The sequence below is a fragment of the Saccharopolyspora sp. MMCC62 genome, from assembly GCF_057736575.1.
Genome location: NZ_JBYKCM010000007.1, coordinates 78,140 through 100,561, shown reverse-complemented (window position 1 = coordinate 100,561; position 22,422 = coordinate 78,140). Strand labels below are relative to the sequence as shown.

Here is a 22,422-nt window from a genome sequence, read left to right as displayed (position 1 = left end):
CCGGTCGTCACCCGGCTCTGGCATCATGGAACAAGCGGAACCGCACTCCGGAAACTATACGGAACAGCGTTCCGCATGGCAAGGGTGCATCGGGAGGGAGCACGGTGGGCGCAGAGGACGGCGCGGCGCGGCCCAAGCGGGCGGACGCCCAGCGCAACGAGAAGACGCTGCTGGACGCGGCCGCCGCGGTGTTCGTCCGCTCCGGAGTCGAAGCCCCGGTGCGGGACATCGCCGCGCAGGCCGGGGTGGGCACCGGCACGATCTACCGGCACTTCCCGACCCGGTCCGACCTCATCATCGCCGTCTACCGGCACCAGATCGAAGCGTGCGCCGAGGCGGGGCCGGTGCTGCTGGAGAGCTGCGCGACCCCGTACGCCGCGCTGCGGCGGTGGATCAACCTGTTCGTCGACTTCCTGGTCACCAAGCACGGGCTCGCCGGGGTGCTGCGCTCCGACGAGGACGGGTTCGAGGCGCTGCACGCCTACTTCCTGGACCGGTTGCTGCCGGTGTGCGCGGAACTGCTCGCCGCGGCGGCGCGTTCCGGGGAGATCCGCGCCGACCTGGAGGCCATCGAGCTGATGCGCGGCGTCGGGAACCTGTGCATCGGCGCGGAAGGCGACCCGCGCTACGACGCCCGCCGCCTCGTCGACGTCCTCATCGCCGGTCTCCGCACCGCCCCCTGACGGTGCCCGCCCCACCGGTCCGTGCACTCCGGTCGCACGAGCCGCTCACCTCGGGGCGTCGATGCGAACAGCGGTGGCGCGGTGCTCGGCCTCACCACGGCGGCCCGCCCAGGTCGATGACGCCGTCCACCGGAGCCGCCCCGCCCACCGGCAGGGTCATCACCGGCGACAGGACGAACTCGGTCGGCTCGCCGAACCGCGTCACCAGCAGCGTCCCGGTGAATTCCCGCCAGCCGAGCTCGGCGTAGTAGCGCAGCAGCGGCGGATCGCAGACCAGCAGCCCGAAATCGACGTCACCGCGGGCGCGGAAGTGCTCCTCGGACGCCCGCAGCGCGGCGTGCGCGTAGCCGCGGCGCCGGTACCCGGGATGCGTCTGCACACCCCCGACCCCGGCGATCGTCACCTCCCGGCCGGCCTCAGCGCCGGTGCGCACCAGCAGGCCGACGTTGCAGACCAGCGAGCCGTCCGGCGCCCGGACCCGCACCCGCCAGTGCGCCCCCGCCCATTCCAGATCCGCGCCCGCCCAGTCCGCCTCGTCCGCCGGTGGGTACACCGCGTGGCGGAGCGCCGTCAGCTCCGCCAGTTCCGTAGCCGAGAGATCGGCCGCGCGGTCGAGGGAGATCACCGGGTCCGCTGGTCGTTCGGCGGGGCTCATCCGGGGCGTCAGCGGATGGACGTGCAGGGTCTGGTGTCCGGGTCCTCCGCCGTGTCGGGTTCCAGGCGCACCTCGGAGAAGGTGACGTCCAGGCGCCGCTGGGCGGAGACCAGGAACGGCGTGTTCACCCGCTCCGGATCCAGGCCCGCCGCGGTGAAGCAGGTCAGCGGGATCTTCACCGTCGTCGTCCGCCCCACCGGCAGGTCCCCGAACAGCTTCGCGGCGGGCAGCGCGCCGGCGCACGGGTAGTGGCAGTGCTCGGCGATCTCCGCCGCGCCGTCGCCCGGTTCCGCGTTGAGCCGTGCTTCGAAGACCAGCGCGCCACCGCCGTCGACGTAGGGCCGCAGGTCCAGCGAGCCCTCCGGATTCGTGGTCTGCAGGTAGACCTGCGCGGTGGAATCCCCGCTCCACACCACCCGCATCCCGTCCCCGTCGGGCGTGGCCGCGATCTCGCCGGGGTGCGCGACGCCCTCCGGCGGGATGGCGATGCCGCTCCAGTTGCTGTCGGATCCCAGGTAGCCGCCGAAGGATTCGGCGACCGCGCCGCCTTCGTACAGCGGCAGCGGGCCGCCGGGAGCGGTGGATCGGGTGGCGACGGCCAAGACGGCGACGAGGCCGACGACGACCACCGCGACGGCCGCGATCGCGGGCCACAGCCACTTCCGGCGGGGCGGCGGCCCGGCGGGTGCCGCGACCCGCACCGTCGGTTGCTCGGGCGCCGCGCTGGGCGCGGGAGGCGGGATCGGCGTGCGCGTCGTCGGCGCATCCGCCAGACCCGGTGTCGCGGCGGGCGCCGGTGCGGGCTCGGTTCGCGGGGCGGGCCTGCCGGAGATGAGCGCGGCACCGAGCGCGACGGTGTACTTGGGGTGCAGCGTCGCCCGCAGCGGTTTCCCGAACTCCTGCTCCACCACCTGCGCGATCAGCGGGACCCGGGACGAGCCGCCCGCCAGCAGCACCGCCGAGAGGTCTTCGACGCGCAGCCCGGCGGAGGCGGTGGTGCGACGCAGCGCGTCGATGGTCAGCCGCACCGACGGCATGATCATCTCGTCGAACTCCCGGCGGGTGACGGTGATCTCCCGGGTCCCGGACGGCAGCGGCACGGCGATCTGCACGTCGGGTTCGGTGGACAGCTCCTCCTTGGCGCGCACGCATGCCGCCCTGGTCGCCGCGATCGCCGCCGCGGCCGCCGGATCGGCCGGGTCGAGCGCGCTGATCGCGCCGTCGAGCCGCTGGTCCACGTGCGCGAACAGGGCTTCGTCGAAGTCGATGCCGCCGAGGTGCTCGACGCCTTCCGGGGTGCCGAGGATCTCGACCTGCCCGCCGCGCATCCGCAGCACGGTGGAGTCGAAGGTGCCGCCGCCGAGGTCGTAGACGGCGATGGTCTCCCCGTCGCCGAGCCGCCGTTCGCCCGCGTAGTGCGTCGCCGCGGCCTCCGGTTCGGTGATCAACCGGAAGTCCGCGACCCGAGCCAGCCGGGGCACCTCGGTGAAGTGCTCGCGCCGGTACGGCCCCCAGATGGCGGGGTAGGTCAGCACCACCGAGCCCGGTGGTTCCCCGGAGATCCGGGTGACGGTGGCGAGCACGTCCCGCAGCTGCGCGGCCATCAGCGCGGCCGGGGAGTAGGTGGCGCCGCCGAGCACCAGCGGGGTCGGATCACCCAGGCGGCGCTTGAAGTTCCGGCTGGTGGCGGCGGGATCGCCGCCGGAATCCGCCGCCGCGTCCCCGGTGAGCAGGATGCCGCCGTCGCCGCGGCGGGCCACCGAGGGCACGATCACCGCCGGGGACATCGGGACCATGCGGGTGCCGCCGGGGCCGCTGATCGCGGCCGAGGTGAAGGACGTGCCGAGATCGATCCCCACGCCGTACCGCACGCGCGCCCCCTGAGTTCGGTGAAAGTGCAGAAACGATCACAACTCGAGCGCGGGCAATTCTATGCGCGGTGGCAGGGCCCGCCCTACCTCCACAAGGGGGGACCGGGCGTCAGCCGGCGAGGGAGTCGCGCCAGAACAGCTCGGTGAGCCGGTCGGCGATCCGCTGCATGTGCTGCAGCGCCTCGGGGATGCGGGCGCGGCCGAACCGGCTGCGCGGCCCGTTGAGGGTGAGGATGGCGACCAGCGTTCCGGCACTGTCCCGGATGGGGCGTGACAGCGAGAGCAGTTCGTGCTCCAGCTCGTTGTCGATGATCGCGAAGCCCTGCTCCCGCACCTGCTCCAGCTCCTTGAGCAGCGCGGTGCGGTCGGTGATGGTGTCCGGGGTGAAGGCCTCGAGCGTCTCGGGCAGCGTCGCGCGGAGCTTCTCCACGTGCTGGTCGGCCAGCAGCACCTTGCCGGTGGAGCTGGCGTGCACCGGGTAGTGCTGCCCGACGAGGTTGCTGGTGAGCACGCCCACCACGTGCGACCCGGCGGCTTCGGCGACCAGGTCGAGCCCGTCCTGCGCGTTCGGGATGGACAGGGTGACGGTCTCGTTGAACGAGTCGGCGAGTTCGTCCAGCAGCGGCTGGGCGTGCGCGACGAGGCCCGCGTACGGGTCGGCGGAGCGGCCGAGCCGGGCGAGTTCCCAGCCGAGGACGTAGTGGGTGTCGATGCGGTCGACGAGCCCGCCCTGTTCGAGGCTGTAGAGCAGCCGGAACGCGGTGGGCCTGCTGAGCCCGGCGGCCTTCGCGAGGGTGGTGACGGTGGCGCCGTTGCGCGGCTGGGCGGCGATCTCGCGGAGCAGGCGCACGGCCTTGGTCACCGATTTGTTGACCATGCCGGTCTGTTCGGGCGTGTCCTCGTCGCCCATACCGCTTCCGCCTCCCCGCCTCGGCCCGTTCGCGGGCCGCGCGGCCCGCGCCGTGCGGCCACCCTAACAGCCGCGTTCACTTCGTGGACGCGGTGGCGTGGTGGGCGCGTCCCCCCTGGTCGGGTCGGGGGGAGGGCGCGGCCGGGTGCGCGGCGACCGGTACGGTCCGGCGCGGCGTTCCGGGCATGGCGTTCCGGGTGTGGAGCGGGCACGACGAGGTGCCGCGGCTGTCGGTGTTCGGTTCGGCACCCTCCGTGATCGCATGGTGGACGTCGTGTCCGGTTCTGGGGTCGGCCTGTTCGGTTCGCCGACCTGGGCGGAATCGGGAGGATCGCTGCGGATCCTTGACTCCGTCGTCGATTTCGCGAAGGATCCTCGGCCGTTATGTTCACATGGTGAACGCGCTTGTGGCTGGTCGGTGCCGCGCGCTCACCCCCGACCGTGCGGCCCGCCGCCGCACCGCTGCGCACCCGCCGCCGCGCACCGACCGCGCTCGCGGGTGCTCCACCAGGAAGGAAGCGCACTGGTGACCACCACCGCAGTCGCCGCCACCCGCACGCCGGAGGAGCGGAAGCGGTTCCTGATCCGGCTGACCCTCGTCGTCGCGGGCGGCATGTTCATCGACGGGTACGTGCTCGGCATCGTCGGCACCGTCATCGGCGCCATCACCACCGACCTGCACATGTCGGTGTACGGCGAAGGCCTGATCGGAGCCGCCGCGCTGATCGGCATCTTCGCGGGCGGGCCGCTCGGCGGCTGGCTCGCCGACCGGTTCGGCCGCAAACCCATGTTCACCCTCGACCTGGCGCTGTTCGTGGTCGGCTCGGTGCTCCAGTTCTTCGTCGATTCCAGCTGGCAGCTGTTCCTCGTTCGCCTGCTGATGGGCGTCGCGATCGGCGCCGAGTACTCGATCAGCTGGCCGCTGATGACGGAGTTCGCCCCGGCACGGCTGCGCGGCCGGTGCCTGTCGTTCGCCGAAGTGGCCTGGTACATCGGATTCGTCGGCGCCTTCATCGTCGGCTTCGCGCTCACCGCGGTCGACGCGGACTGGCGGCTCGTGCTCGGCACCAGCACCGTGCCCGCCGTGATCCTGTTCTTCGGCAGGCTCGGCGTGCCCGAATCGCCGCGGTGGCTGATGAGCAAGGGGCGCACCGAGGAGGCCGAGCGGATCGCCGACACCTGGATCGCCGACCGCGCCGACCGCGCGGACATCTTCGAGGAGCAGCAGCGGCCCGGCCGGTTCGGCATGCTGTTCTCCCGCGAGCACTGGCGCTCCACCACGTTCATCTCGGTGTTCTGGTTCTGCACCGTCACCCCGTACTTCGCCATCGCCACCTTCTCCGCGAGCGTGCTCGCCCGCTACGGGCTCGGCGAGGACGGGCTGGTCGGCGCGATCGGCGTCAACGGGGTGGCGCTGGCCGGTGTCGTGGTCGCCTGCCTGCTCATCGAGCGGGTCGGGCGCCGGATGCTGACCATCCCGCAGCAGTGGGTGTGCGCGGTGGTGCTGGTGGTCATCGCGCTGTGGTCCTCGGCGCCGCCGGTGCTGGTGCTGGCGTGCTTCCTGGTGTTCGCCTTCGCCAACGCGATGTGCACCGGGTTGACCGGCGTCTACCCGGGCGAGGTGCTGCCGACCGAGCTGCGCGGCCTCGGCACCGGGTTCGCCACCGCGGTCAGCCGGGTCGGTGCCGCGATCGGCACCTTCCTGTTCCCGTGGTCGATGCAGGACCTCGGACCCGCCACCACGATGCTCGTCGCGGCCGGGATCTGCGTGGTCGGCGCCGTCGTCTCGCAGGTGCTGGCGCCGGAGACGACCGGCCGCGCGTTGACCGGGATCTCCACCGCGGACCAGGACTAGCGCGTGCGGCGGGGTTCCGGGTGCGCCCCGGAACCCCGCCGTCACCTGCGCGGAGGTCACTCGGTGATCTCGAACTCGACCGTCCCCCAGCCGGTGAACTCACCGGCCCAGTGGCCGGCCCGGTCCACCCGCACCGCCTCCAGGCAGCTGCCCGGCAGCACGACCTGCCCGGCCTCGAACCCGATGCCGTAGTCGGCCAGCCGGTTGCACAGCCACGCCGTCGCGGCCAGCGGGTTGCCGAGGATGTTGCGGGTGTTGCCCGCCATCACCTCGCGGCCGTCGAGCCGCAGCGCGCCCCGGGTGTCGCTCAGCCGCAGCTCGGTGAGCCGCCGCGGCGTCCCGCCGAGCAGCACCGCCCCGGTGGAACCGTTGTCCGCCACGGTGTCCGGCAGCGAGATCGCCCAGTCCTGCACCCGCGAATCGATGATCTCGATGGCCGGCATCGCGCAGTCCACGGCGCGGACCACGTCGGCGACCGTCACGTTCGGCCCGCGCAGCGGTGACCCGAGCAGGAACGCGGGCTCCAGCTCGACGAACGGGGCGATGAACCGGTCCCGCCCGATCGGCACGCCCTCGGGCGCGAACCCGCTCGCCAGCAGGTACCCGTAGTCCGGCCGGTCCAGCCCGAACGCGGCCTGCATGGCCTTGGCGATGTTGCCGAGCTTGTAGCCGACGATCCGGTCGCCGCCCGCGACGGCCAGCTCGGCGTTGTGCCGCTGCACCGCGAAGGCGGCGTCGGCGTCCAGCTCCGGCCACTTGCCGGTCGGCGCGGGCACCGGGATCCGGTTGGTGCGCGCGTCGCGCAGCACCGTCGCGATGTCGCGGATGTCCTGGTCGTGCAACGGAATTCCTCCTCCGGTGGTCAGATCGCGGCGGCGAGCTGGGTGTGGCCGGCCCGGCGGCCGGGGTGGTCGGCGGGCAGGCGCACGGTGCCGGGGCCGTAGAGCTTCTCCCGCAGGGTGCGGCCCTCGTACTCGGTCCACATCACCTCGCGGCGCTGCAGCTCGGGAACGACGAGTTCGGCGAAGTCGGCGATGTCCTGGTACTTCACCGCGTGGCCGAGGTTGAAGCCGTCGATGTCGGCCTCGTCGATCCAGCTCTGCAGCTCGTCGGCGACGGTCCGCGGGGAGCCGACGATGGTGGGGCCGCTGCCGCCGATGCCGATGAACTCGGCGATGTCGCGCGGCGTCCACTCCTTGTCCGGGTCCAGCTTGGAGAACAGGTCGACCATCGTCTGCCCGGCGTCGGTCTTGACGTGGCGCAGCGGCACGTCCGGGTCGAACCGGGACATGTCCAGCGCGGTCCAGCCGCTGTAGCGGGCCATCGCGCCGCGGTAGCTGACGAGCCTGCGGTACTCCTCGTGCTTGGCGTGCGCCTGCTCGTCGGTCGGGGCGACGACGACGTTGAGCATCTGCAGCACCCGCAGCGACCGCGGGTCTCGGCCGAACGCGGCGGCCTCGGCGCGCAGCGCGTCGACCTGGCGCCGCAGCGAGGTCTTGGACAGCGAGTTCACGAACACGCCCTCGGCGTGCCCGGCCGCCAGCGCGCGGCCCTTCGAGGACCCGCCCGCCTGGAACAGCACCGGTGTGCGCTGCGGGGACGGCTCGCACAGCGCGAAACCGGGCACGGTGAAGTACTTCCCGCGGTGCTCGATGTCGTGCACCCGCGCCGGGTCGGCCCACGTCCCGCTCGCGACGTCGCGGACCACGGCGCCGTCCTCCCAGGAGTTCTCCCACAGCTTGTAGCAGACCTCCAGGTGCTCGGCCGCCACGTCGTAGCGCTCGTCGTGCGGGGTGAGCAGCCCGTTGCCGAGGTTGCGCGCCGCGCTGCCCGCGTACGAGGTCACCAGGTTCCAGCCGATGCGCCCGTCGGTGAGGTGGTCGAGGGTCGCGAACTTCCGGGCCAGCGCGTACGGGTGCTCGTAGGTGGTCGATCCGGTGAGCCCGAACCCGAGGTGCTCGGTGGCGGCGGCCATCGCCGAGATCACCAGTGCCGGGTCGTTCGCGGGCAGCTGCGCCGCGTCGGCGAGCGCGCCGGCGGCGCTGCCCTCGTAGATGTCGTGGTACCCGGCGTTGTCGGCGAAGAACACGCCGTCGAAGCGGGCTTCTTCCAGCATCTTCGCGTACTCGGTCCAGTAGCGGACGTCCTTGTAGCGCGAGCTCTGGTCGGCGGGGTGCCGCCAGAGCCCCGCGGACAGGTGCGCCGGGCCCTGGAAGTCGAAGGCGAACAGTCGAATGCGGCGAGACATCATCGGCTCCAATGCGATCGCGGGGGAGGAGGCGTGCCGGGGAGCGGGGCGTCGCGCGACGGCCCGTCCGGTAGCGGGGAGAGGGCCCGGCGGTGCCGGGGGAACGATCAAGCGGGAGAGGACCCGGCGGTGCCGGGCAACGATCAGGCGTGCAGGGGTTCGCGGTAGCCGCCGAACCTGCCGCGGTGGAACACCAGCGGGTCACCGCTCCCGGTGGCCATGCCGCGGACCTCGCCGATCACGATGAGGTGGTCGCCGCCTTCGAGCTCCTGCACGGTGCGGCAGTCGATCCAGGCGTGCGCGCCCATGATCTGGGGGCTGCCGTCGACGGATTCCTGCCAGTCCACCTCGGCGAACTTGTCCTCCTGCTTGCCGGACATCGCGCGGCACACCGCGTCCTGCCCGTCGGTGAGCACGCTGGCGCTGAAGAAGCCGCTCGGGCGGATCTTCGGCCAGCTGCGGGAGCTGGTGGCGACGCTGAAGCACACCAGCGGCGGGTCCAGCGACAGCGATTGGAAGGTGCCGACGACGAGCCCGGCGGGCATCCCGCGCTCGTGGTCGCGACCGGCCACGACGACGACGCCGGTGGGCAGATGTCCCATCACGTCGCGGAACTGGCGCGGCTCGATGATCGAAGTCGACGGTGCCATGGTGGTGCCTCCTCTTCCGGTGCGGGTCATGGGTGTTTCAGCGCAGGTCGCTGCCGATTTCGCGCGCCACGCGCAGGCCGCTCTCGACGGCCCCGTCGATGAAGCCCGCCCACAGCGAGGCGACGTCGCCGCCCGCGAAGTGGAGGGCGCCTTCGGGGCGCCGCTGGGCTTCGAAGTACCGGGTGAGCTGGTTCGGCCGCTGCATCAGCCAGGTCTCCCGCGAGTGCGGGTCGGCCATCCAGTCGTGCCCGGAGACCTCGAGCACGTCGAGGTCGTCGCGCCACACGCGCAGTGCGGCGCGCACGGCGTCGATGTCGTTCGGGGAGATCCGCTCCGAGTCGGCGCCGAAGGCGACCAGCACCGCGTCCTCTTCGCCGTTGAACTCGGTGCGCACCACCGACAGCGGGTGCTCGGCGGAGGAGTAGGCGAAGAACGGGCGGATCGGGCCGCGGACCCGGATCCACGCCTTCACGCCCCGCGATGCGGTCCGCTCTTCGGTCGCGGCGCGCTTCTCGGCGCACAGGGCGGGGGAGACGTCCAGTTCGCCGAGGATGTTCTGCGGCAGCGTCAGCACCACCCGGCGCGCCCGGAGCCGGTCGCCCGCGGCGGTGGTGACGGTGGCGCCGTCGGCGTCGTGCTCGATCCGCCGGACCTCGGTGCCGGTGCGGATGTCCGCGTCGGCGTCGGCGGCGATCGCCGAGACCAGCGCCTTGGTCCCGGCGGCGAGCCGGAACACGGCGGAGGCCTCGTGCATCAGGTGCCAGGATCCGGCGGTGGCGGCGGTCCAGCGCAGCGCGGCGGTGAACGCGCCGTCCTGCAGCGGGGCGTTGAAGTGCCCGACCCAGGCGGCTTCGTTCGCCCGGTACTCCTCGACGGGCAGGTCGAGCTCGTCGAGCTTGTCCTGGACGCTGAACCCGTCGACCTCGGCGATCTCGGCGCCCGCCGCGGGCCGGTCGGGGCGGGGGATGCGCCGCATGGTCTCGTCCAGCAGCCGCCGCATCCCCGGGTCGATGAGCCGCATGAACTCGTCGAGGTCGCCGGTGCGCACCTCGTCGCCCGCCAGCCAGTAGGCCTCCTCCGGGCGCGGCCCGCGGGTGACCTCCAGGCCGTAGCGGCTGACCTCGGCCCACGCGTGCGGCTGCACCCAGTGCAGCCAGGTGCCGCCGATCTCCAGGTCGCGGCCGAGCCGGTGGTCGGTCCACACCCGGCCACCGAGCCGGTCCCTGGCCTCCAGCACGGTGACCCGCAGCCCGCGCCCGCTGAGCTCGCGAGCCGCGATGAGGCCGGAGACACCGCCACCGACCACGATGACGTCGGTTTCTTCGGTCACGGTTCTGCACTCCATTCGTCGTCGGTGCGGCGCTCGGCGGACCGGGCGCGTTCGTGCCGGTGGGCAGGGCGGGGTCGCGGTGGTGGCCCGGGGGCGCGCACCGCGGGAGGGGATTCAGGTGTTCGTTCTAGGAACAGAACGTTCAATATATGAACGGAACGAGCGTATTGTGGACCCGGGGATTTCGCCGCGTCAAGACTCGCGTCGAGGGGTTTTTCCGAGGATGTATCGGGAACCCGATCCTTGACACGGCCCCGGGGTGGATGCGAGCTACTCCGAATGGGGTGTTCGGTAAGTGAACGAACGGTCCACTTGGGTGCGAACAGTGACCGTGTCGGCCGTTCAGCGGGCGTCTCCCGGCCTCCGGGGCCGTGGTGTCCGGGAGCGGGCGGTCGCGCCGCCGGTCCCCGGGGATCGTTCGGCCGGTCCTTGAGCGGCAGTCCGGTCGGGCCCGGGGGCCGTCTAGCTGGGCCCGGGGGAACCGTCCGGCTGGGCCCGGGGGAACCGTCCAGCCGGGTCCGGGGAACCGTCCAGCCCGTCCCGGGAACCGCGCCGCCGCGCGCAAAACCGGTTGTCCGCCCCGGTCGCGCCGCCGAAGATGATCGGCGTGGACGATTCGGCGACCCTGCTCGCGGCCTACGACGACCAGCTGCGCACCGACGCGGAGATCCCCGGCGCATCGGCGGTGACCCGGCTCGGCCCGCTGCGGCTGGCCACCTACGCGGGCGGGCGCGGGTTCGTCACCTACCGCGACCTCGGCGGCGCCGACGCCGAACAGGTGCGGCGGCTGGTCGACCAGGTCCTCGCGCACTACCGGGCCGACCCGGCGATCGAGCGCGTCGAGTGGAAGACCCGCGGCCACGACCGCGCGCCCGGCCTGCACGACGCCCTGCTCGCGGCCGGATTCATCCCGGATCCGCCGGAATCCATCATGCTCGGCGCGGTCCGGTCGCTCATCGCCGATGTGCCGCTGCCCGCGGGCGTCGCGCTGCGCCGGGTGACGGCCGAGCCGGACGTGCGGGCGATGTGCGCGATGCAGGACGTGGTGTTCGGGGAACCGGTCTCCGCCGCCTCCGCCGACGCGGTGCTGCACAGGCTCGCGCTCGACGACGGCATGCAGCTGTGGGTCGCCGAGTTCGCCTGACGGGAAGCGTGCAGCGGGGTTCGAGGGCCGGCGTTCGGTGGTTCTTCGCCGTCCGACCCTTCGGGGGCGGCCGCGCTCTTCCCTGCCGCGCCCGGATGCGGTGGAACCGGCTTCCTCGCAGGGGAATCGCCCTGAACCCGCCGGTGGTTCCGGGCGGGCTCGCGGGTTCCTCCGTCAGCGGGGCCGGGTGCCGGGTTCGGGAGGCGGGCGTTGTGACGGGCGTCCAAGGGGTCTTGACCGGGTGGGCGATCGGGCAGATGCTCCGCAGTGTCCGTACGTACACGAACGATCTTGTGGGAATCGGGGTGGCAGGACGATGGCGGCACCGGTCGCGATCATCGGCGGCGGGATCGGCGGGCTCACGCTCGCGCTGGCGCTGCGGCGGCGCGGAGTGGACGCGGAAGTGCACGAGCAGGCCTCCGAGCTGCGCGAAGTCGGCGCGGCCGTGGCGCTGTCCGCGAACGGCACCCGGGTGCTGCGCGAGCTCGGCCTGGGCGAGGGGCTGGCCCGCTGCGGCGCGGTGCCCACCGAGCTGATCTACCGGCGCTGGGACAGCGGTGCCCGGGTGCACGACCACCCGGTCGCCGCCGACTACGAACGCCGCTTCGGCGCCCCGTACTACGGCGTGCACCGCGCCGACCTGCAACGACTGCTCGCCGCGGAATGCGGGGGCCGGGTCCGGCTCGGCCGCAGGCTGGTCGGGATCTCCGCGTCCGGTTCCGGCCACCGCCTCGAATTCGCCGACGGATCAGCCACCGAAGCCGAGGTGGTCGTCGGCGCCGATGGCGTGCACTCCGCCGTCCGGCGCTGGGTGACCGGCGAGGACCCCGCCACCTACTCGGGCACCAGCGGATTCCGCGGACTGGTGCCGGTCGAGCAGCTGCCGTCGCTGCCCGATCCGCAGGCCATCCAGTTCTGGATGGGCCCGGGAGCGCACCTGCTGCACTACCCGATCGGCGACGGCTCCACGGTGAACTTCCTGGCCGTCGTGCACGAACCCGAGCAGTGGTCCGCGCCGGGCTGGACCGAGGACGTGCCGGTGGCGAAGATCCGGGACCGGTTCGCGGACTGGCACCCGGGCGTGCGGGAACTGGTCGAGCGAACCTCGCTGCCGCAGCGCTGGGCGCTGTTCGGACAGCGGGCGCTGAACCGCTGGTACCGGGGCGGCGCGGTGCTGCTCGGCGACGCGGCGCACGCGATGCTGCCGCACCACGGGCAGGGCGCGAACCAGACCATCGAGGACGCCGTGACCCTCGCCGAATGCCTCCGCGCCGATGACCGCGGCACCGCCCTGCGCCGCTACGCCCGGCTGCGGCGCGCTCGCACCCGCGCGGTGCAGCGCAGCTCCTGGGTGGCCTCCGACCTGCTGCACCTGCCCGACGGTGCGGAAGCGGCCCGCCGCGACGACCAGCTGACCGGCATCGGCACCACCCTGCACTGGATCCACTCCCACGACGCCCGAGCCGCCGCCACTCGCCGGTAGAGCGCGCATCGAGCCGCCCCGCGGCACGTCGGCGACGGGCACCGGCGGCCCGGCATTCTTCCGCCTGCGCCGAGCAGCGGATTCGGTCTCCGGCGAAGAGGCGCCGCGCCGCCGGTCCCGCTCGTCACGCGGTGAGGTGTTCGGCGAGCCACCGCCGCAGGTCGGCGCGTGCGGCGTCGGCCATCGGGGTCGGGTGGGCGGTGAAGCCGTGCGGTGCGGCGGGGTAGACGCGCAGGTCGACGTCGACACCGGCCGCGGCCAGCCGCGCGGCCATGGCGCGGTTGTCGCCGAGCAGCACGTCCTCGGCGCCGACGATCAGCTGCACCGGTGGCAGGCCGGCGAGGTCGGCGTAGATCGGCGACACGTCCGGGTGAGTGCGGTCCGGTGCGCGGCCCGCGTAGGCCTCGATGAAGTACTCGTCGGCGATCAACCGCCCGCTCGGCGTCCGCCCGCTCAGGTCGTAGGTCCCGAACTGGAGGACGGCGGAGCCGAACGCGTCGACTCCCCGGTCGCGCAGCCGCACGAGGGTGGTCATCGCCAGCGTCGCGCCCGCGGAGAACCCGCCGATCGCGAGGCGGGTCGTGCCGAACCGCCGGGCGGCGTGGTCAACGAGCCACCGGGCCGCCGTCGCGCAGTCCTCGGGTGCGGCGGGCCACGGATCCTCCGGTGCGAGCCGGTAGTCGACGCCGACCACCGCGATGCCGAGCGCGTCCGCCAGGTCCTGGTTCCGGACGTCGTGGTCGGCGGCCGACCCCAGGTAGAAGCCGCCGCCGTGGATGTCGAGCAGCACCCCCGCCGGCGAACCCGCGCGCGGCAGCTGCACCCGGACCGGGACCGCATGCCCACCGCTCGCCGCGAGTTCGGTCCGCGCAGGCGGGTCCGAAGGTGTGGGAGCGGGCGCGGCCGCGCGCATCGACCGGAGCTCGTCCGCGTCGCTCGGGCCGCGGCCGGGGGTGCGCCGGGCGTAGAAGGCCCGCGTCTCGTCGATCGGCGAGGCCGACCGGGCTCCGTCGAAGGGCATCGTTCGACGCTACCGCCCGGAACGGCCCCGAACGGCGGACTCGCCGATTCCGCCGAGCCCGTCGTCCCGGTGGAGGCCCGGAGGTCAGCGGGTGCCGGTGCGCCGCAGGTACCAGGCCACGACCGCGCCGGAGGCGACCAGCAGCCCGATGCCGAACACGAAGAACGTCCAGGCGGGCGCGATCTGGTCCTGCATCCAGCCGAAGTTCATGCCGAAGAAGCCGACGAAGAACGACAGCGGCAGGAACACGGTGGCGATCACCGACAGCCGCCGCATGAACTCGTTGAGCCGGGTGGAGACCTCCGCCAGGTACAGGTCGAGCAGGCTCGCCAGCTGCTCCCGGTAGGACCCGAGCAGCCGCGTCGCCTGGTCCAGGTGGTCGTGCACGTCCCGGATGGACGCCGCCGAACCGCGCAGCGCGGGCACCACGTCCAGGACGGTGCCGCCGGGCGCGAGGAGGTCCCGCTGCGGCACCACGACCTGCCGCATCCGGGACAGCTGGCGGCGCAGCGCGAAGATCCGCCTGCGGGTGGCGGGCGTGGGTTGCAGCGCCACCGCGTCGTGCAGCGAGTCGATGTCGTCGTCGAAGCCTTCGAGCGCGGTCAGCAGGCTGTCGGTGAGCGCGTCGAGGACCGCGTGCACCGCCTCGGCCAGCCGCTCCGGCGGGTTCTCGGACAGGTGGCGCACCGCGTCGTCCACCGCGGTCAGCTTGGTCCGCTTGACGGTGATCAGCGCCTGCTCGGACAGGTGCAGGTGGACTTCGACCAGTGCGGGCCGTCCGTGCTCGCGGGGTTCGGCGCCGAAGAACACCAGCAGCGAACCGTGCTCGTACTCGTCGATCTTGGCGCGCTGGCCGAACTCGTGGCTGTCCTCGATGGCCAGCGCGTGCATGTCGAACAGGGAGCTGACGGTGGTCAGCTCGTCGCCGGTCGGGTCCGTCAGGTCCAGCCAGAAGAACTCGCCCCGGGCGCGCAGCTGCCGCATCCGCTCGACGTCGACCGACTGCAGGATGTCCATCCGCCGACGCTAGCAGCGCACCCGATCTGCCCGCGGTGCGATGCGCGTCCCCGGCCGGTCGGCTGTTCTACGATCGCCCGATGGCCGAGGAGCAGAACGGGGAGAGCACGGCGACGGTGCTGCTCGCGCTGGGCGCGAACCTGGCGATCGGGCTGCTCAAGCTGGTGGCGGGCCTGATCACCGGCTCCGGGGCGATGCTGGCGGAGGCGGCGCACTCGGCGGCCGACACCACCACGCAGGGCCTGCTGCTGACCGGGTTGCGGCGCTCGTCCCGCCCCGCCGACCGGCGCCACCCGTTCGGCTACGGCAAGGCCCGCTACTTCTGGGCGCTGATCGCCGCCGTGTCGATCTTCGTCTCCGGCGGGGTGTTCGCCATCATCGAGGGCGTGCGCACCGTCGCGAGCGGCGAGTCCGAGCAGACCCTGCCGTGGGTCGCCTACGCGGTGCTCGGCGGCGCGTTCCTGCTCGAAGGCACCTCGTGGCTGCGGGCCGTGCTCCAGGTCCGCGCCGAGGCGAAGGCGGAGGGCACCACGTTCCTGCGCTGGATGCGCGGCAGCGACGACCCGACGGTGGTCACCGTGTTCTTCGAGGACGGGGCCGCGCTGATCGGGCTGCTGCTGGCGTTCGCCGGCGTCGGCCTGCACCAGCTGACCGGCTCCGGGGTGTGGGACGGCGTGGCGTCGCTGCTGATCGGCGTGCTGCTGGCCGGGGTCGCCTACGCGCTCGGCCACGCCAACATGGGGCTGCTGATCGGCCGCGCCGCCGGTCCGAAGCTGGTGCGCGGCGTCCGCGATCACCTCGACGGGCACGAGGGCATCAGCGCCGTCGTGGAGCTGATGACGATGATGACCGGCACCGACCGGGTGCTGCTGTGCGCCCGGCTCGACTTCCGGGACAGCCTCACCGCGGGCGACGTGGAGCGGCTGTGCGTGCAGCTGGACGACGAGCTGCGCGACCGGTTCCCGGACCTCGACGAGATCTTCCTGGAGCCGGTGCCGCGCGCGGACCCGCACGTGCGCGCCCGCAGGCTCGCCCGGCTCGGCCTGGACCGGGAACCGGGCTGATCAGCCCGCGGCCTCCAGGTCGTACTCGGCGCGCAGGTCGGCGCGGGAGCAGGTGCTCACGAAGATCTCCCTGCCGTGCGCGGTGATCCGCTGCTCGGCGTGGAAACCGGCGGCGAGCCGGGTCAGCCGCGCTTCGGCCACATCGGACTCGAGCACGACCCGGTCGTGGGCCGGGTCGTCGAGGACGAGCTTGGCGATGGTGCGCAGCACCGCGGTGGCGAACCCGTGCGCCTCGTCCTCGCCGGGGGTGGACAGCAAGCGGACGCCGACCGCGCCCGGCCGCGGCGCCTGCGGATCGTGCTCGGGGCGGAACGTCTCGAACAGGAACGCCGGGATGTCGTCGCGGAACCCGAGGTACAGGCGCCGTTCCGGATCCACCAGCATCGCTTCGAGCAGCCGCCGCACCCGGGACACCCGGCTCGGCGAGCGCGGCGTGGTGCGCGGGTCGATCAGCCACCGGTGCAGCAGCGTCACGTCGCTGCGCACGTCGATGGGCCGGATGGCGAGGAAACCCCAGTTCAGGTCGAAGGTGCTGAACGAGATGTCCTGCGGGGTCCTGCTCCACGCCATGGTGCCTCCGTCGGGTTGCGAGCGGGCCTGCTCGATCGACCGCGTCCTGCTCTAGTTAGGTTAGCCTAACCATTGTTGCGCGGGGTTGGCAATGCGCGCCCCGGCGAGATCAGAAGCCGCGGGTCGCCACCGTCCAATCAGGAGTGGTGCACCAACCGCACTCCGGCCCGAGGAAGCGGGCGCGCGCCACCGGATCGCCGTCGAGGGTGAAGCGGAGCCGCCAGGTGGTGGCTCGGGCCGCTCGCCGAGCAGCGGTTCCGGCAGGTGCTCGCCGAGTCGGACCCGGAGCTGGTTCGCCTCGCACCACGACGGCGCGCCGATCACCGCGCTGCACGCCAGGCTCGGCGGACGGCGAACGTGCGAGCGGGCCGTGCGGGACCGGCGGTTGGGCGAGGTGCGCTGAACGCCGGGGCTGTGCCGGTGAACCGGGCCTCCGGCGGACGGCGGGCCCGTAAGCTCCGGATCATGTCGGCGGAGCGGGAGGGCGATCGTCCGGTGCCCGGCACCGGGCTCGGCTTCACCGTCCTCGGCCCGCTGCGGGCCTGGCGCGGTGCGGTGCCGCTCGATCTCGGGCCGGTGCGCCAGCAGGCGTTCCTGGTGCGCCTGCTGCTGCACCCGGACGTGACCACCAGCAGGCAGCGGCTGCTCGACGCGGTCTGGGGCGACGAACCGCCGGGGACCGGGCCGAAGGTCGTGCCCGGCTACGTGTACCGGCTGCGCAAGATCCTCGGTGCCACCGAGCGGGACCCGGTGATCAGCGCCGACCGGGGCGGTTACCGGTTCCACGGCGCCGGGGTGGTGCTGGACTCGGCGCGGCTCGACGAGCTGGCCGCCGCGGCGCACCGCGCGCAGCAGGCCGGGGACCCGGAGACCGCGGCGCGCAGCTGCGCGGACGCGCTCGCCCTGTTCGACGGCGAACCCCTGCCCGGCCTGCCCGGCCCGTTCGCCGCGGCCCGGCGGCGCGAGTGGGCGGAGCACCGCATCGCGCTCGCGCGGCGCCGGGCGGAATGCCTGCTGGAGCTGGGCAGGCACGTCGACGCGGTCGGTGCGCTCTCGGCGCTCGTCGTCGACCACCCCGGCGACGAGGCGCTCGCGGTGCTGCTGATGCGGGCGCTGCACGGCAGCGGCCGGCGCGCGGACGCGCTGACGGTGTTCACCGACCTGCGGGAGCGGATGGTGGCCGACCTCGGCGTCGAGCCGGGCGCGGTAGCGCAGCGGGTGCAGCGGGCGGTGCTGCTCGACGACGACGCGGCGCTCACCCCGCGGCGCCCGGCAGTCGTGGCCCGCCCCGCCGCCCGCGACGAACTGCCCGTCGACGTGGGGCCGCTGGCCGGCCGGGAGCAGGAGCTCGCGCTGCTCACCGGTACCGTTCCCGGTGCGGTGCCCGTCGCCGCGGTGGACGGCGTCGCCGGATCGGGCAAGACCGCGCTGGCCGTCACCGCCGCCCGCGCGCTGCGCGCGCACTGCCCGGCGGGCTGCCTGTTCGTGGACCTGCACGGCCACCGCGAGGACCGCGCACCGCTGCCGCCCGAACGCGTGCTGCGGCGGTTGCTGCGCGCCGTCGGGATCGACGACGGCACCATCCCGGACGACGTGGACGAGCTGGCGGCTTCCTGGCGCGCGGCGACGGCTCCGCTGCGGTTGCTGCTGGTCCTCGACGACGCGACGAGCGCCGCGCAGGTGCGGCCGCTGCTGCCCGCGGGGCCCGGCAGCCGGGTGCTGGTGACCAGCCGCCGCAGGCTGGCCGGGCTCGACGCGGCGCACCACCTCTCGCTCGGCCCGCTGGACGCGGCTGCGGCGCGCGGGCTGCTCGGCGGCGTCATCGGAGAACCGCGCGACGAGCAGGAACGCGCCGCGGTCGAGGAACTGGCGCGGTTGTGCGGGCGGTTGCCGCTGGCGCTGCGCATCGCGGGTGCCCGGCTGCAGAACCGTCCGATGTGGACCGCGGGTGATCTGGTGGCGCGGCTCGTCGGGGACGAGGCGAGGCTCGGCGAGCTCACCGCGGGCGACCGCAGCGTCGAAGCCGCTTTCCTGTTGTCGTACCGGCGGATTCCCGTCGCGGAGCGCGCCGCCTTCCGCGCGCTGAGCAGTGCTCCCGCGTCCGAAGTGGACTGCATCGCGGTCGCCGCCATGCTGGACCGCGAGCCCGCGGAGGCGCTGCGGATGCTGGAGAACCTCGTCGACGCCAACCTGGTGCAGCAGCCGGTCGCCGGCCGGTACCGGCTGCACGACCTGGTCGCGGTGTTCGCCCGCCGCCTCGCCGCCGGTGCGCCGGCCGAGACGACCGCGGCCGCCGGGCGGCTGCTGGACCTGCACCTGGCCGCGGCGCGCTGTGCGGGCGAGGCGGTCCCCGCCGCCCCGGCACCGTTCCGCGGGATGCGGGAGGCGGCGGACTGGCTGGACTCGGCGGGGGACCTGTCCGACGTGGTCGCCTACGCGGTCGCCACCGGACACGTCGACCACGCCTGCTGGATCGCGGAGGCCGTCGTGGACCAGCTGCTGCCGCGGGGCAGGGCCCACGAGTGCCACCGCGCGGTGCGGATCGCGCTGGACCACCTGCCCGCGGCCACCGACCAGCGGATGCCCGCCGCGCTGCGCTCCAGCCTCGGCGCCGTCGAGATCGCCCGCTGCCGGTACCCGCAGGCGCTGACCCTGTTCGAGGACGCCGCGGCCACCGCGCGCCGCCGCGGGGACCGCGCGGAGGAGGCCCGCGCGCAGGTGGGGATCGGCATGGCCACCGCGATGTCCGATGCCCGCGACGCCGGTCTCGCCGCGCTGGACGAGGCGGTCCGGACCGCCACCGAGCTCGGCGACGACCGGCTGGTGGAGCGCGCGGGCTCGGTCATCGGCTACCTGCGGCACCTCGGCGGGGAGCACGAGGTGGCGCTGCGCTGGTTCGCGGACCTGCACGCGCTCGGGGAGAAGCTCGGCAGCACCGCGATGATGGGCAGGGCGCGGTGCCACACCGGCAGCGTCCGGCTGGCGCTGGGCGAGTTCGACGTGGCGGCGGAGGCGCTGCGCGAGGCCGTCGACCTGGCCGAGCTCTCGGCCGATCCGGGGCTGCTCACCTCCAGCCTCACCCGGCTCGGCTCGGCCGAGCGGGGGCGCGGTGATCTCCCCGCCGCGCTCGCCGCCCAACGGCGCGCCCTGGAGCTGTTCCCGGCGCGCGGGCACGCCTCGATGGAGGTCGAGATCCGCGACCGGCTCGGCCGGACCTGCCTGTTGGCGGGGTTGCGCGACGAGGCCCGCGAGCACCTGGCGGCGGCGGTGGCGCTCGCCGAGGTCGCCGGGCGCACCGCGGAGCGCGACGCCGCCCGCGAGGCGCTGCGCAGCTGCGACCTGGATTGATCCGCGAGTCGTCCCGGGCCGGAGGCGGTCGATCGTGCCGCCGCGTGATCCGGGTCGGCTGACCCGGCCGAAAACAGGTCCGGTCGATCTTCCCGGTGCTCGGCGAAACCGGTCGCTCGGCGGACGTCCTCGCGTTGCTGGAGCGCGCTCCGGCGTGACCGGCGGCCGGGCACTTCATCGAAAAATCATCGGCGCCGCCTAGGTTCGTCCCCGTCGCTTTCCACGCACGCCTGGGGGAATGGAACGGGACATGGCGGACAACGGTGCCGACGAGCTGATCAGCACGGCCTCGGACGGGGTGCAGGACCTCGCCGACGCGGCCGTGGCGGTGCTCGCGCAGGCCGGACCGGTGGGGGAACTGGCGCGGCCGCTGGTCGAAGCGCTGCGCAACGTGTGGGAGGGCTACTTCGGTTCGCCGCTCGCCGAGGGCGGGACGAACTGGAACGCGTACTCGCACCAGCAGCTCTACGACATGCTGTGGCAGGGCGCCGACGTCGGGGACGTCGCCCAGGTCGCCGACGAGTGGCAGCGCCACGGCACCGAGCTCAGCGGCCACGCCGACGGATTGCGCGACCAGCGGGGCGCGCTGGAGCGGAACTGGGACGGGCACGCGGCCCGACAGGCCTCGGGAGCGCTCGGCGACCTCGGCGAGCGGACCGGAGCCGCGGGCACCCGCGCGGGCGCGGTGGGGCGCGCGGCGCGGGACGCGGGAGATGCGCTCGAATCGGCGCGCAACGAGATGCCGCAGCCCGGCATCGACCCGGTCGCCGCCGGTTCCGCCGGATCGGCCGCGGGCACCGCGGTCGGCACCGTCGTCGGCGGGGCGCTCGGCGCGGGCGCCGCGGGAGTGGGCGCCGGGCCGGGCGCGATGATGGGCGCCGCCGTCGGCGGCATCGCGGGCGGGGCGGGCAGCGCGTTCCTCGCCGGTGTGGCGGCCGCCGAGCAGAAGGCGCAGGCGGTGCACGTGATGCAGCGCTACGAGCAGAGCCTCGCGGGCAGCAGCCGCGACATCCCCTCCGCCTCGGCCGGCTCCGGGGGTGCGGCCGAGGCGGGGGCACCCGCGGCGACGACGGCGGCGGGGTTCGCGGGCGGCGCCGGTGCCGCGACCGGTGCGGGCGGCGGGCTCGGCGGCGTGCCGTGGGGGAAGCTCGTCGGCAGCGGACCGCTCGACGCGGCGCTCGCTCCCGGCGGGCGTGCCGGGATCGGTGGCAACGCCGGGCGGTTCGGCGGCGCCGTGCCCGGCGCCTCCTCCGCGGCGCGGTCCGGCGGGCGCGGCGGCATGGGTCCGGCCGGGGTGGGATCCCGGGGCCGGGAGGAGGAGTCCGGCGAGCACCGCAACCGGTTGCCCGTCGTCGACCAGCGGCTCTTCGACGTGGACGAGCCGGTGATGCCCCCGGTCATCGGGGAGTGAGGATCGAGCATGACCACTGGGGATGTTCCGGGCCGCGGTTTCCAGCTGGCGCCGGAGGAATTGGACGCGCAGGTCACCGCGCTCACCGCGATCGGCGAAGGCACCAGGGGATTGGTGCGCACCGCGGGTGAGCTGGCGCAGCGGCTGCCGATGCTCGGCACGGCACCCCCGGCGCTGCACCTGGCGATGCGATTGCGGGCGGAAGCGGGCGAGTCCGGCCTGGCCGGGGAGGTCGGCACCGCCGACACCGGCGTCGACGAGTTCCACACCGCGCTGCGCCGCACCGTGACCGGCTACCGGGACCGCGAGGCGGAGGCGAGTCGGATGCTGCGCGCGGCCGCGGAGGACGGGTCGTGATCGCCACCGCGGCGGACGTCCGGTTCGGCCTGGTGGAGCTGGACCTGCTCGCCACGCACGCCGGGGTGCCCTGCCCGTTCCCGCTGCAGGTGCCGTCGTTCGGCCGGATCGCCGGGGAGCGGGAGGTGCTGCTGCACACCGCAGGCCGGACCCTCGCGGCGCGCGGGCTCGCCGACGCGTCCGGGCCCACCGGTGCGGCCGCGGACCTGGTGGACGCGCTGCGCGAGCACCGCGCCACCGTCGACCTGCTGCTCACCGGCCCGGACGGCACCACCGCGGTCGCGGTGCTGCTGCACCGGTCCTGGGCGGTGCTCTGCCACCGCCCGCTGCAGGACGGGCCGGCCGACCTGGTGGTGGTGCGCCGGATCGGGCAGGACGAGCTGGCCCGCGTGCTGCTCGGCGCGCTGCCGAAGCTCGGCGGTGCCCGCACGATGCCGATCACGCTGCCCGCGCGGGCGGTGCACGGGGCGGTGGCGGTGCTCGCCGAGGTGGACCGGGACGCGGAGCGGGTGCGCCGGCTCCGGGAACTGGTGCGGGACTGCGGCGGCGATCCCGCGCAGCTGGACCAGCTCGTCCGGGTGCTGCCCGTGGTGACCGGGCGCGGCCAGCTCGGCGCCGCCCGTCGCGACCGGTCCGGCGCGGTCCGGGACCGCACCGAACTGTCCTGGGTGGACGGTCCGGTCGGGCGGCTGCGGATCGGCTCGGCGGGCGGCTGGGTGAGCGTCAACCCGTTGCGCCCGCCCGATCTGGAGGTGGCGATCACCGACCTGGTGGCCGCCGCCCGCTAGCGCCACTGCCGATGTCC

Annotated in this window: 19 protein-coding genes; 9 read left to right on the top strand and 10 right to left on the bottom strand. The window is 74.1% G+C overall.

Going from position 1 to position 22,422, the window contains the following annotated elements; translation table 11 throughout:
* Positions 1–104: 104 nt before the first annotated feature.
* On the top strand, positions 105–683 hold the full coding sequence (locus AC29IT_RS17765) for a TetR/AcrR family transcriptional regulator (RefSeq protein WP_488219488.1): 579 nt from the start codon (positions 105–107) through the stop codon (positions 681–683).
* Between the two features lie 91 nt (positions 684–774).
* On the opposite strand, the gene AC29IT_RS17760 is transcribed toward AC29IT_RS17765, so the two are convergent.
* The 3 genes from AC29IT_RS17760 to AC29IT_RS17750 all read right to left on the bottom strand — a co-directional run bounded on the left by AC29IT_RS17760 (position 775) and on the right by AC29IT_RS17750 (position 4,119).
* A complete protein-coding gene (locus AC29IT_RS17760) occupies positions 775–1,338 on the bottom strand; it encodes a GNAT family N-acetyltransferase (RefSeq protein WP_488219487.1) in 564 nt (187 codons plus the stop codon).
* 8 nt (positions 1,339–1,346) lie between these two features.
* Positions 1,347–3,209 (bottom strand): Hsp70 family protein, encoded by a 1,863-nt coding sequence (locus AC29IT_RS17755; protein WP_488219486.1) that lies wholly within the window; start codon positions 3,207–3,209, stop codon positions 1,347–1,349.
* Positions 3,210–3,318: 109 nt separating this feature from the next.
* Positions 3,319–4,119: an IclR family transcriptional regulator gene (locus tag AC29IT_RS17750; RefSeq protein WP_358438161.1), complete on the bottom strand. Its 801-nt coding sequence runs from the start codon at positions 4,117–4,119 to the stop codon at positions 3,319–3,321.
* Between the two features lie 526 nt (positions 4,120–4,645).
* On the opposite strand from AC29IT_RS17750, the gene AC29IT_RS17745 reads away from it, so the two are divergent.
* On the top strand, positions 4,646–5,974 hold the full coding sequence (locus AC29IT_RS17745) for an MFS transporter (protein ID WP_358438164.1): 1,329 nt from the start codon (positions 4,646–4,648) through the stop codon (positions 5,972–5,974).
* Positions 5,975–6,030: 56 nt separating this feature from the next.
* On the opposite strand, the gene AC29IT_RS17740 is transcribed toward AC29IT_RS17745, so the two are convergent.
* The 4 genes from AC29IT_RS17740 to AC29IT_RS17725 all read right to left on the bottom strand — a co-directional run bounded on the left by AC29IT_RS17740 (position 6,031) and on the right by AC29IT_RS17725 (position 10,217).
* Positions 6,031–6,816, bottom strand: a complete 786-nt coding sequence (locus tag AC29IT_RS17740; protein ID WP_488219485.1) for a 2-keto-4-pentenoate hydratase — start codon at positions 6,814–6,816, stop codon at positions 6,031–6,033.
* 20 nt (positions 6,817–6,836) lie between these two features.
* Positions 6,837–8,222 (bottom strand): LLM class flavin-dependent oxidoreductase, encoded by a 1,386-nt coding sequence (locus AC29IT_RS17735; RefSeq protein WP_488219484.1) that lies wholly within the window; start codon positions 8,220–8,222, stop codon positions 6,837–6,839.
* Positions 8,223–8,365: 143 nt separating this feature from the next.
* Positions 8,366–8,872: a flavin reductase family protein gene (locus AC29IT_RS17730; RefSeq protein ID WP_488219483.1), complete on the bottom strand. Its 507-nt coding sequence runs from the start codon at positions 8,870–8,872 to the stop codon at positions 8,366–8,368.
* 37 nt (positions 8,873–8,909) lie between these two features.
* Entirely contained in the window at positions 8,910–10,217 is a 1,308-nt protein-coding gene (locus tag AC29IT_RS17725; protein ID WP_488219482.1) for a flavin monoamine oxidase family protein, read from the bottom strand.
* A gap of 592 nt (positions 10,218–10,809) precedes the next feature.
* Between AC29IT_RS17725 and AC29IT_RS17720 the strand changes: the two genes are divergently transcribed.
* Both AC29IT_RS17720 and AC29IT_RS17715 read left to right on the top strand, forming a co-directional pair.
* Positions 10,810–11,346 carry a hypothetical protein gene (locus tag AC29IT_RS17720; RefSeq protein ID WP_488219481.1) on the top strand — a complete coding sequence of 179 codons (537 nt, stop codon included), beginning with the start codon at positions 10,810–10,812 and terminating at the stop codon, positions 11,344–11,346.
* Positions 11,347–11,662: 316 nt separating this feature from the next.
* Positions 11,663–12,829, top strand: coding sequence for an FAD-dependent monooxygenase (locus AC29IT_RS17715; RefSeq protein WP_488219480.1), 1,167 nt, complete (start codon positions 11,663–11,665; stop codon positions 12,827–12,829).
* A 124-nt stretch (positions 12,830–12,953) separates the two neighbouring features.
* Here AC29IT_RS17715 and AC29IT_RS17710 read toward each other — a convergent pair whose 3' ends face one another.
* Together AC29IT_RS17710 and AC29IT_RS17705 are read right to left on the bottom strand one after the other, a co-directional pair.
* Positions 12,954–13,850: an alpha/beta hydrolase gene (locus AC29IT_RS17710; protein ID WP_488219479.1), complete on the bottom strand. Its 897-nt coding sequence runs from the start codon at positions 13,848–13,850 to the stop codon at positions 12,954–12,956.
* Between the two features lie 84 nt (positions 13,851–13,934).
* Positions 13,935–14,867 (bottom strand): magnesium transporter CorA family protein, encoded by a 933-nt coding sequence (locus AC29IT_RS17705; protein WP_488219478.1) that lies wholly within the window; start codon positions 14,865–14,867, stop codon positions 13,935–13,937.
* Between the two features lie 80 nt (positions 14,868–14,947).
* On the opposite strand from AC29IT_RS17705, the gene AC29IT_RS17700 reads away from it, so the two are divergent.
* Complete coding sequence (locus AC29IT_RS17700) at positions 14,948–15,931, top strand: cation diffusion facilitator family transporter (protein ID WP_488219477.1); 984 nt, start codon at positions 14,948–14,950, stop codon at positions 15,929–15,931.
* Here the strand turns inward: AC29IT_RS17700 and AC29IT_RS17695 are convergent, their stop codons facing one another.
* Complete coding sequence (locus AC29IT_RS17695) at positions 15,932–16,501, bottom strand: GNAT family N-acetyltransferase (protein WP_358438194.1); 570 nt, start codon at positions 16,499–16,501, stop codon at positions 15,932–15,934.
* A 465-nt stretch (positions 16,502–16,966) separates the two neighbouring features.
* Between AC29IT_RS17695 and AC29IT_RS17690 the strand changes: the two genes are divergently transcribed.
* From AC29IT_RS17690 to AC29IT_RS17675, 4 genes are all read left to right on the top strand, one after another.
* A complete protein-coding gene (locus AC29IT_RS17690; RefSeq protein ID WP_488219476.1) occupies positions 16,967–19,849 on the top strand; it encodes an AfsR/SARP family transcriptional regulator in 2,883 nt (960 codons plus the stop codon).
* A 250-nt stretch (positions 19,850–20,099) separates the two neighbouring features.
* Positions 20,100–21,260 (top strand): WXG100-like domain-containing protein, encoded by a 1,161-nt coding sequence (locus AC29IT_RS17685; protein WP_488219475.1) that lies wholly within the window; start codon positions 20,100–20,102, stop codon positions 21,258–21,260.
* 9 nt (positions 21,261–21,269) lie between these two features.
* The gene (locus tag AC29IT_RS17680) at positions 21,270–21,617 is read left to right on the top strand and encodes a hypothetical protein (RefSeq protein WP_488219474.1); all 348 of its coding nucleotides are present in this window, start codon (positions 21,270–21,272) and stop codon (positions 21,615–21,617) included.
* Entirely contained in the window at positions 21,614–22,405 is a 792-nt protein-coding gene (locus AC29IT_RS17675) for an ESX secretion-associated protein EspG (protein ID WP_488219473.1), read from the top strand. The genes AC29IT_RS17680 and AC29IT_RS17675 overlap by 4 nt, the downstream gene beginning before the upstream one ends.
* Positions 22,406–22,422: the final 17 nt, after the last annotated feature.

Coding starts and splice junctions, on each gene's coding strand:
- AC29IT_RS17680 (WP_488219474.1), top strand. CDS start 21,270: ATGACCACTGGGGATGTTCCGGGCCGCGGTTTCCAGCTGGCGCCGGAG.
- AC29IT_RS17705 (WP_488219478.1), bottom strand. CDS start 14,867: ATGGACATCCTGCAGTCGGTCGACGTCGAGCGGATGCGGCAGCTGCGC.
- AC29IT_RS17710 (WP_488219479.1), bottom strand. CDS start 13,850: ATGCCCTTCGACGGAGCCCGGTCGGCCTCGCCGATCGACGAGACGCGG.
- AC29IT_RS17695 (WP_358438194.1), bottom strand. CDS start 16,501: ATGGCGTGGAGCAGGACCCCGCAGGACATCTCGTTCAGCACCTTCGAC.
- AC29IT_RS17750 (WP_358438161.1), bottom strand. CDS start 4,119: ATGGGCGACGAGGACACGCCCGAACAGACCGGCATGGTCAACAAATCG.
- AC29IT_RS17715 (WP_488219480.1), top strand. CDS start 11,663: ATGGCGGCACCGGTCGCGATCATCGGCGGCGGGATCGGCGGGCTCACG.
- AC29IT_RS17730 (WP_488219483.1), bottom strand. CDS start 8,872: ATGGCACCGTCGACTTCGATCATCGAGCCGCGCCAGTTCCGCGACGTG.
- AC29IT_RS17700 (WP_488219477.1), top strand. CDS start 14,948: ATGGCCGAGGAGCAGAACGGGGAGAGCACGGCGACGGTGCTGCTCGCG.
- AC29IT_RS17735 (WP_488219484.1), bottom strand. CDS start 8,222: ATGTCTCGCCGCATTCGACTGTTCGCCTTCGACTTCCAGGGCCCGGCG.
- AC29IT_RS17725 (WP_488219482.1), bottom strand. CDS start 10,217: ATGGAGTGCAGAACCGTGACCGAAGAAACCGACGTCATCGTGGTCGGT.
- AC29IT_RS17685 (WP_488219475.1), top strand. CDS start 20,100: ATGGCGGACAACGGTGCCGACGAGCTGATCAGCACGGCCTCGGACGGG.
- AC29IT_RS17760 (WP_488219487.1), bottom strand. CDS start 1,338: ATGAGCCCCGCCGAACGACCAGCGGACCCGGTGATCTCCCTCGACCGC.
- AC29IT_RS17690 (WP_488219476.1), top strand. CDS start 16,967: ATGTCGGCGGAGCGGGAGGGCGATCGTCCGGTGCCCGGCACCGGGCTC.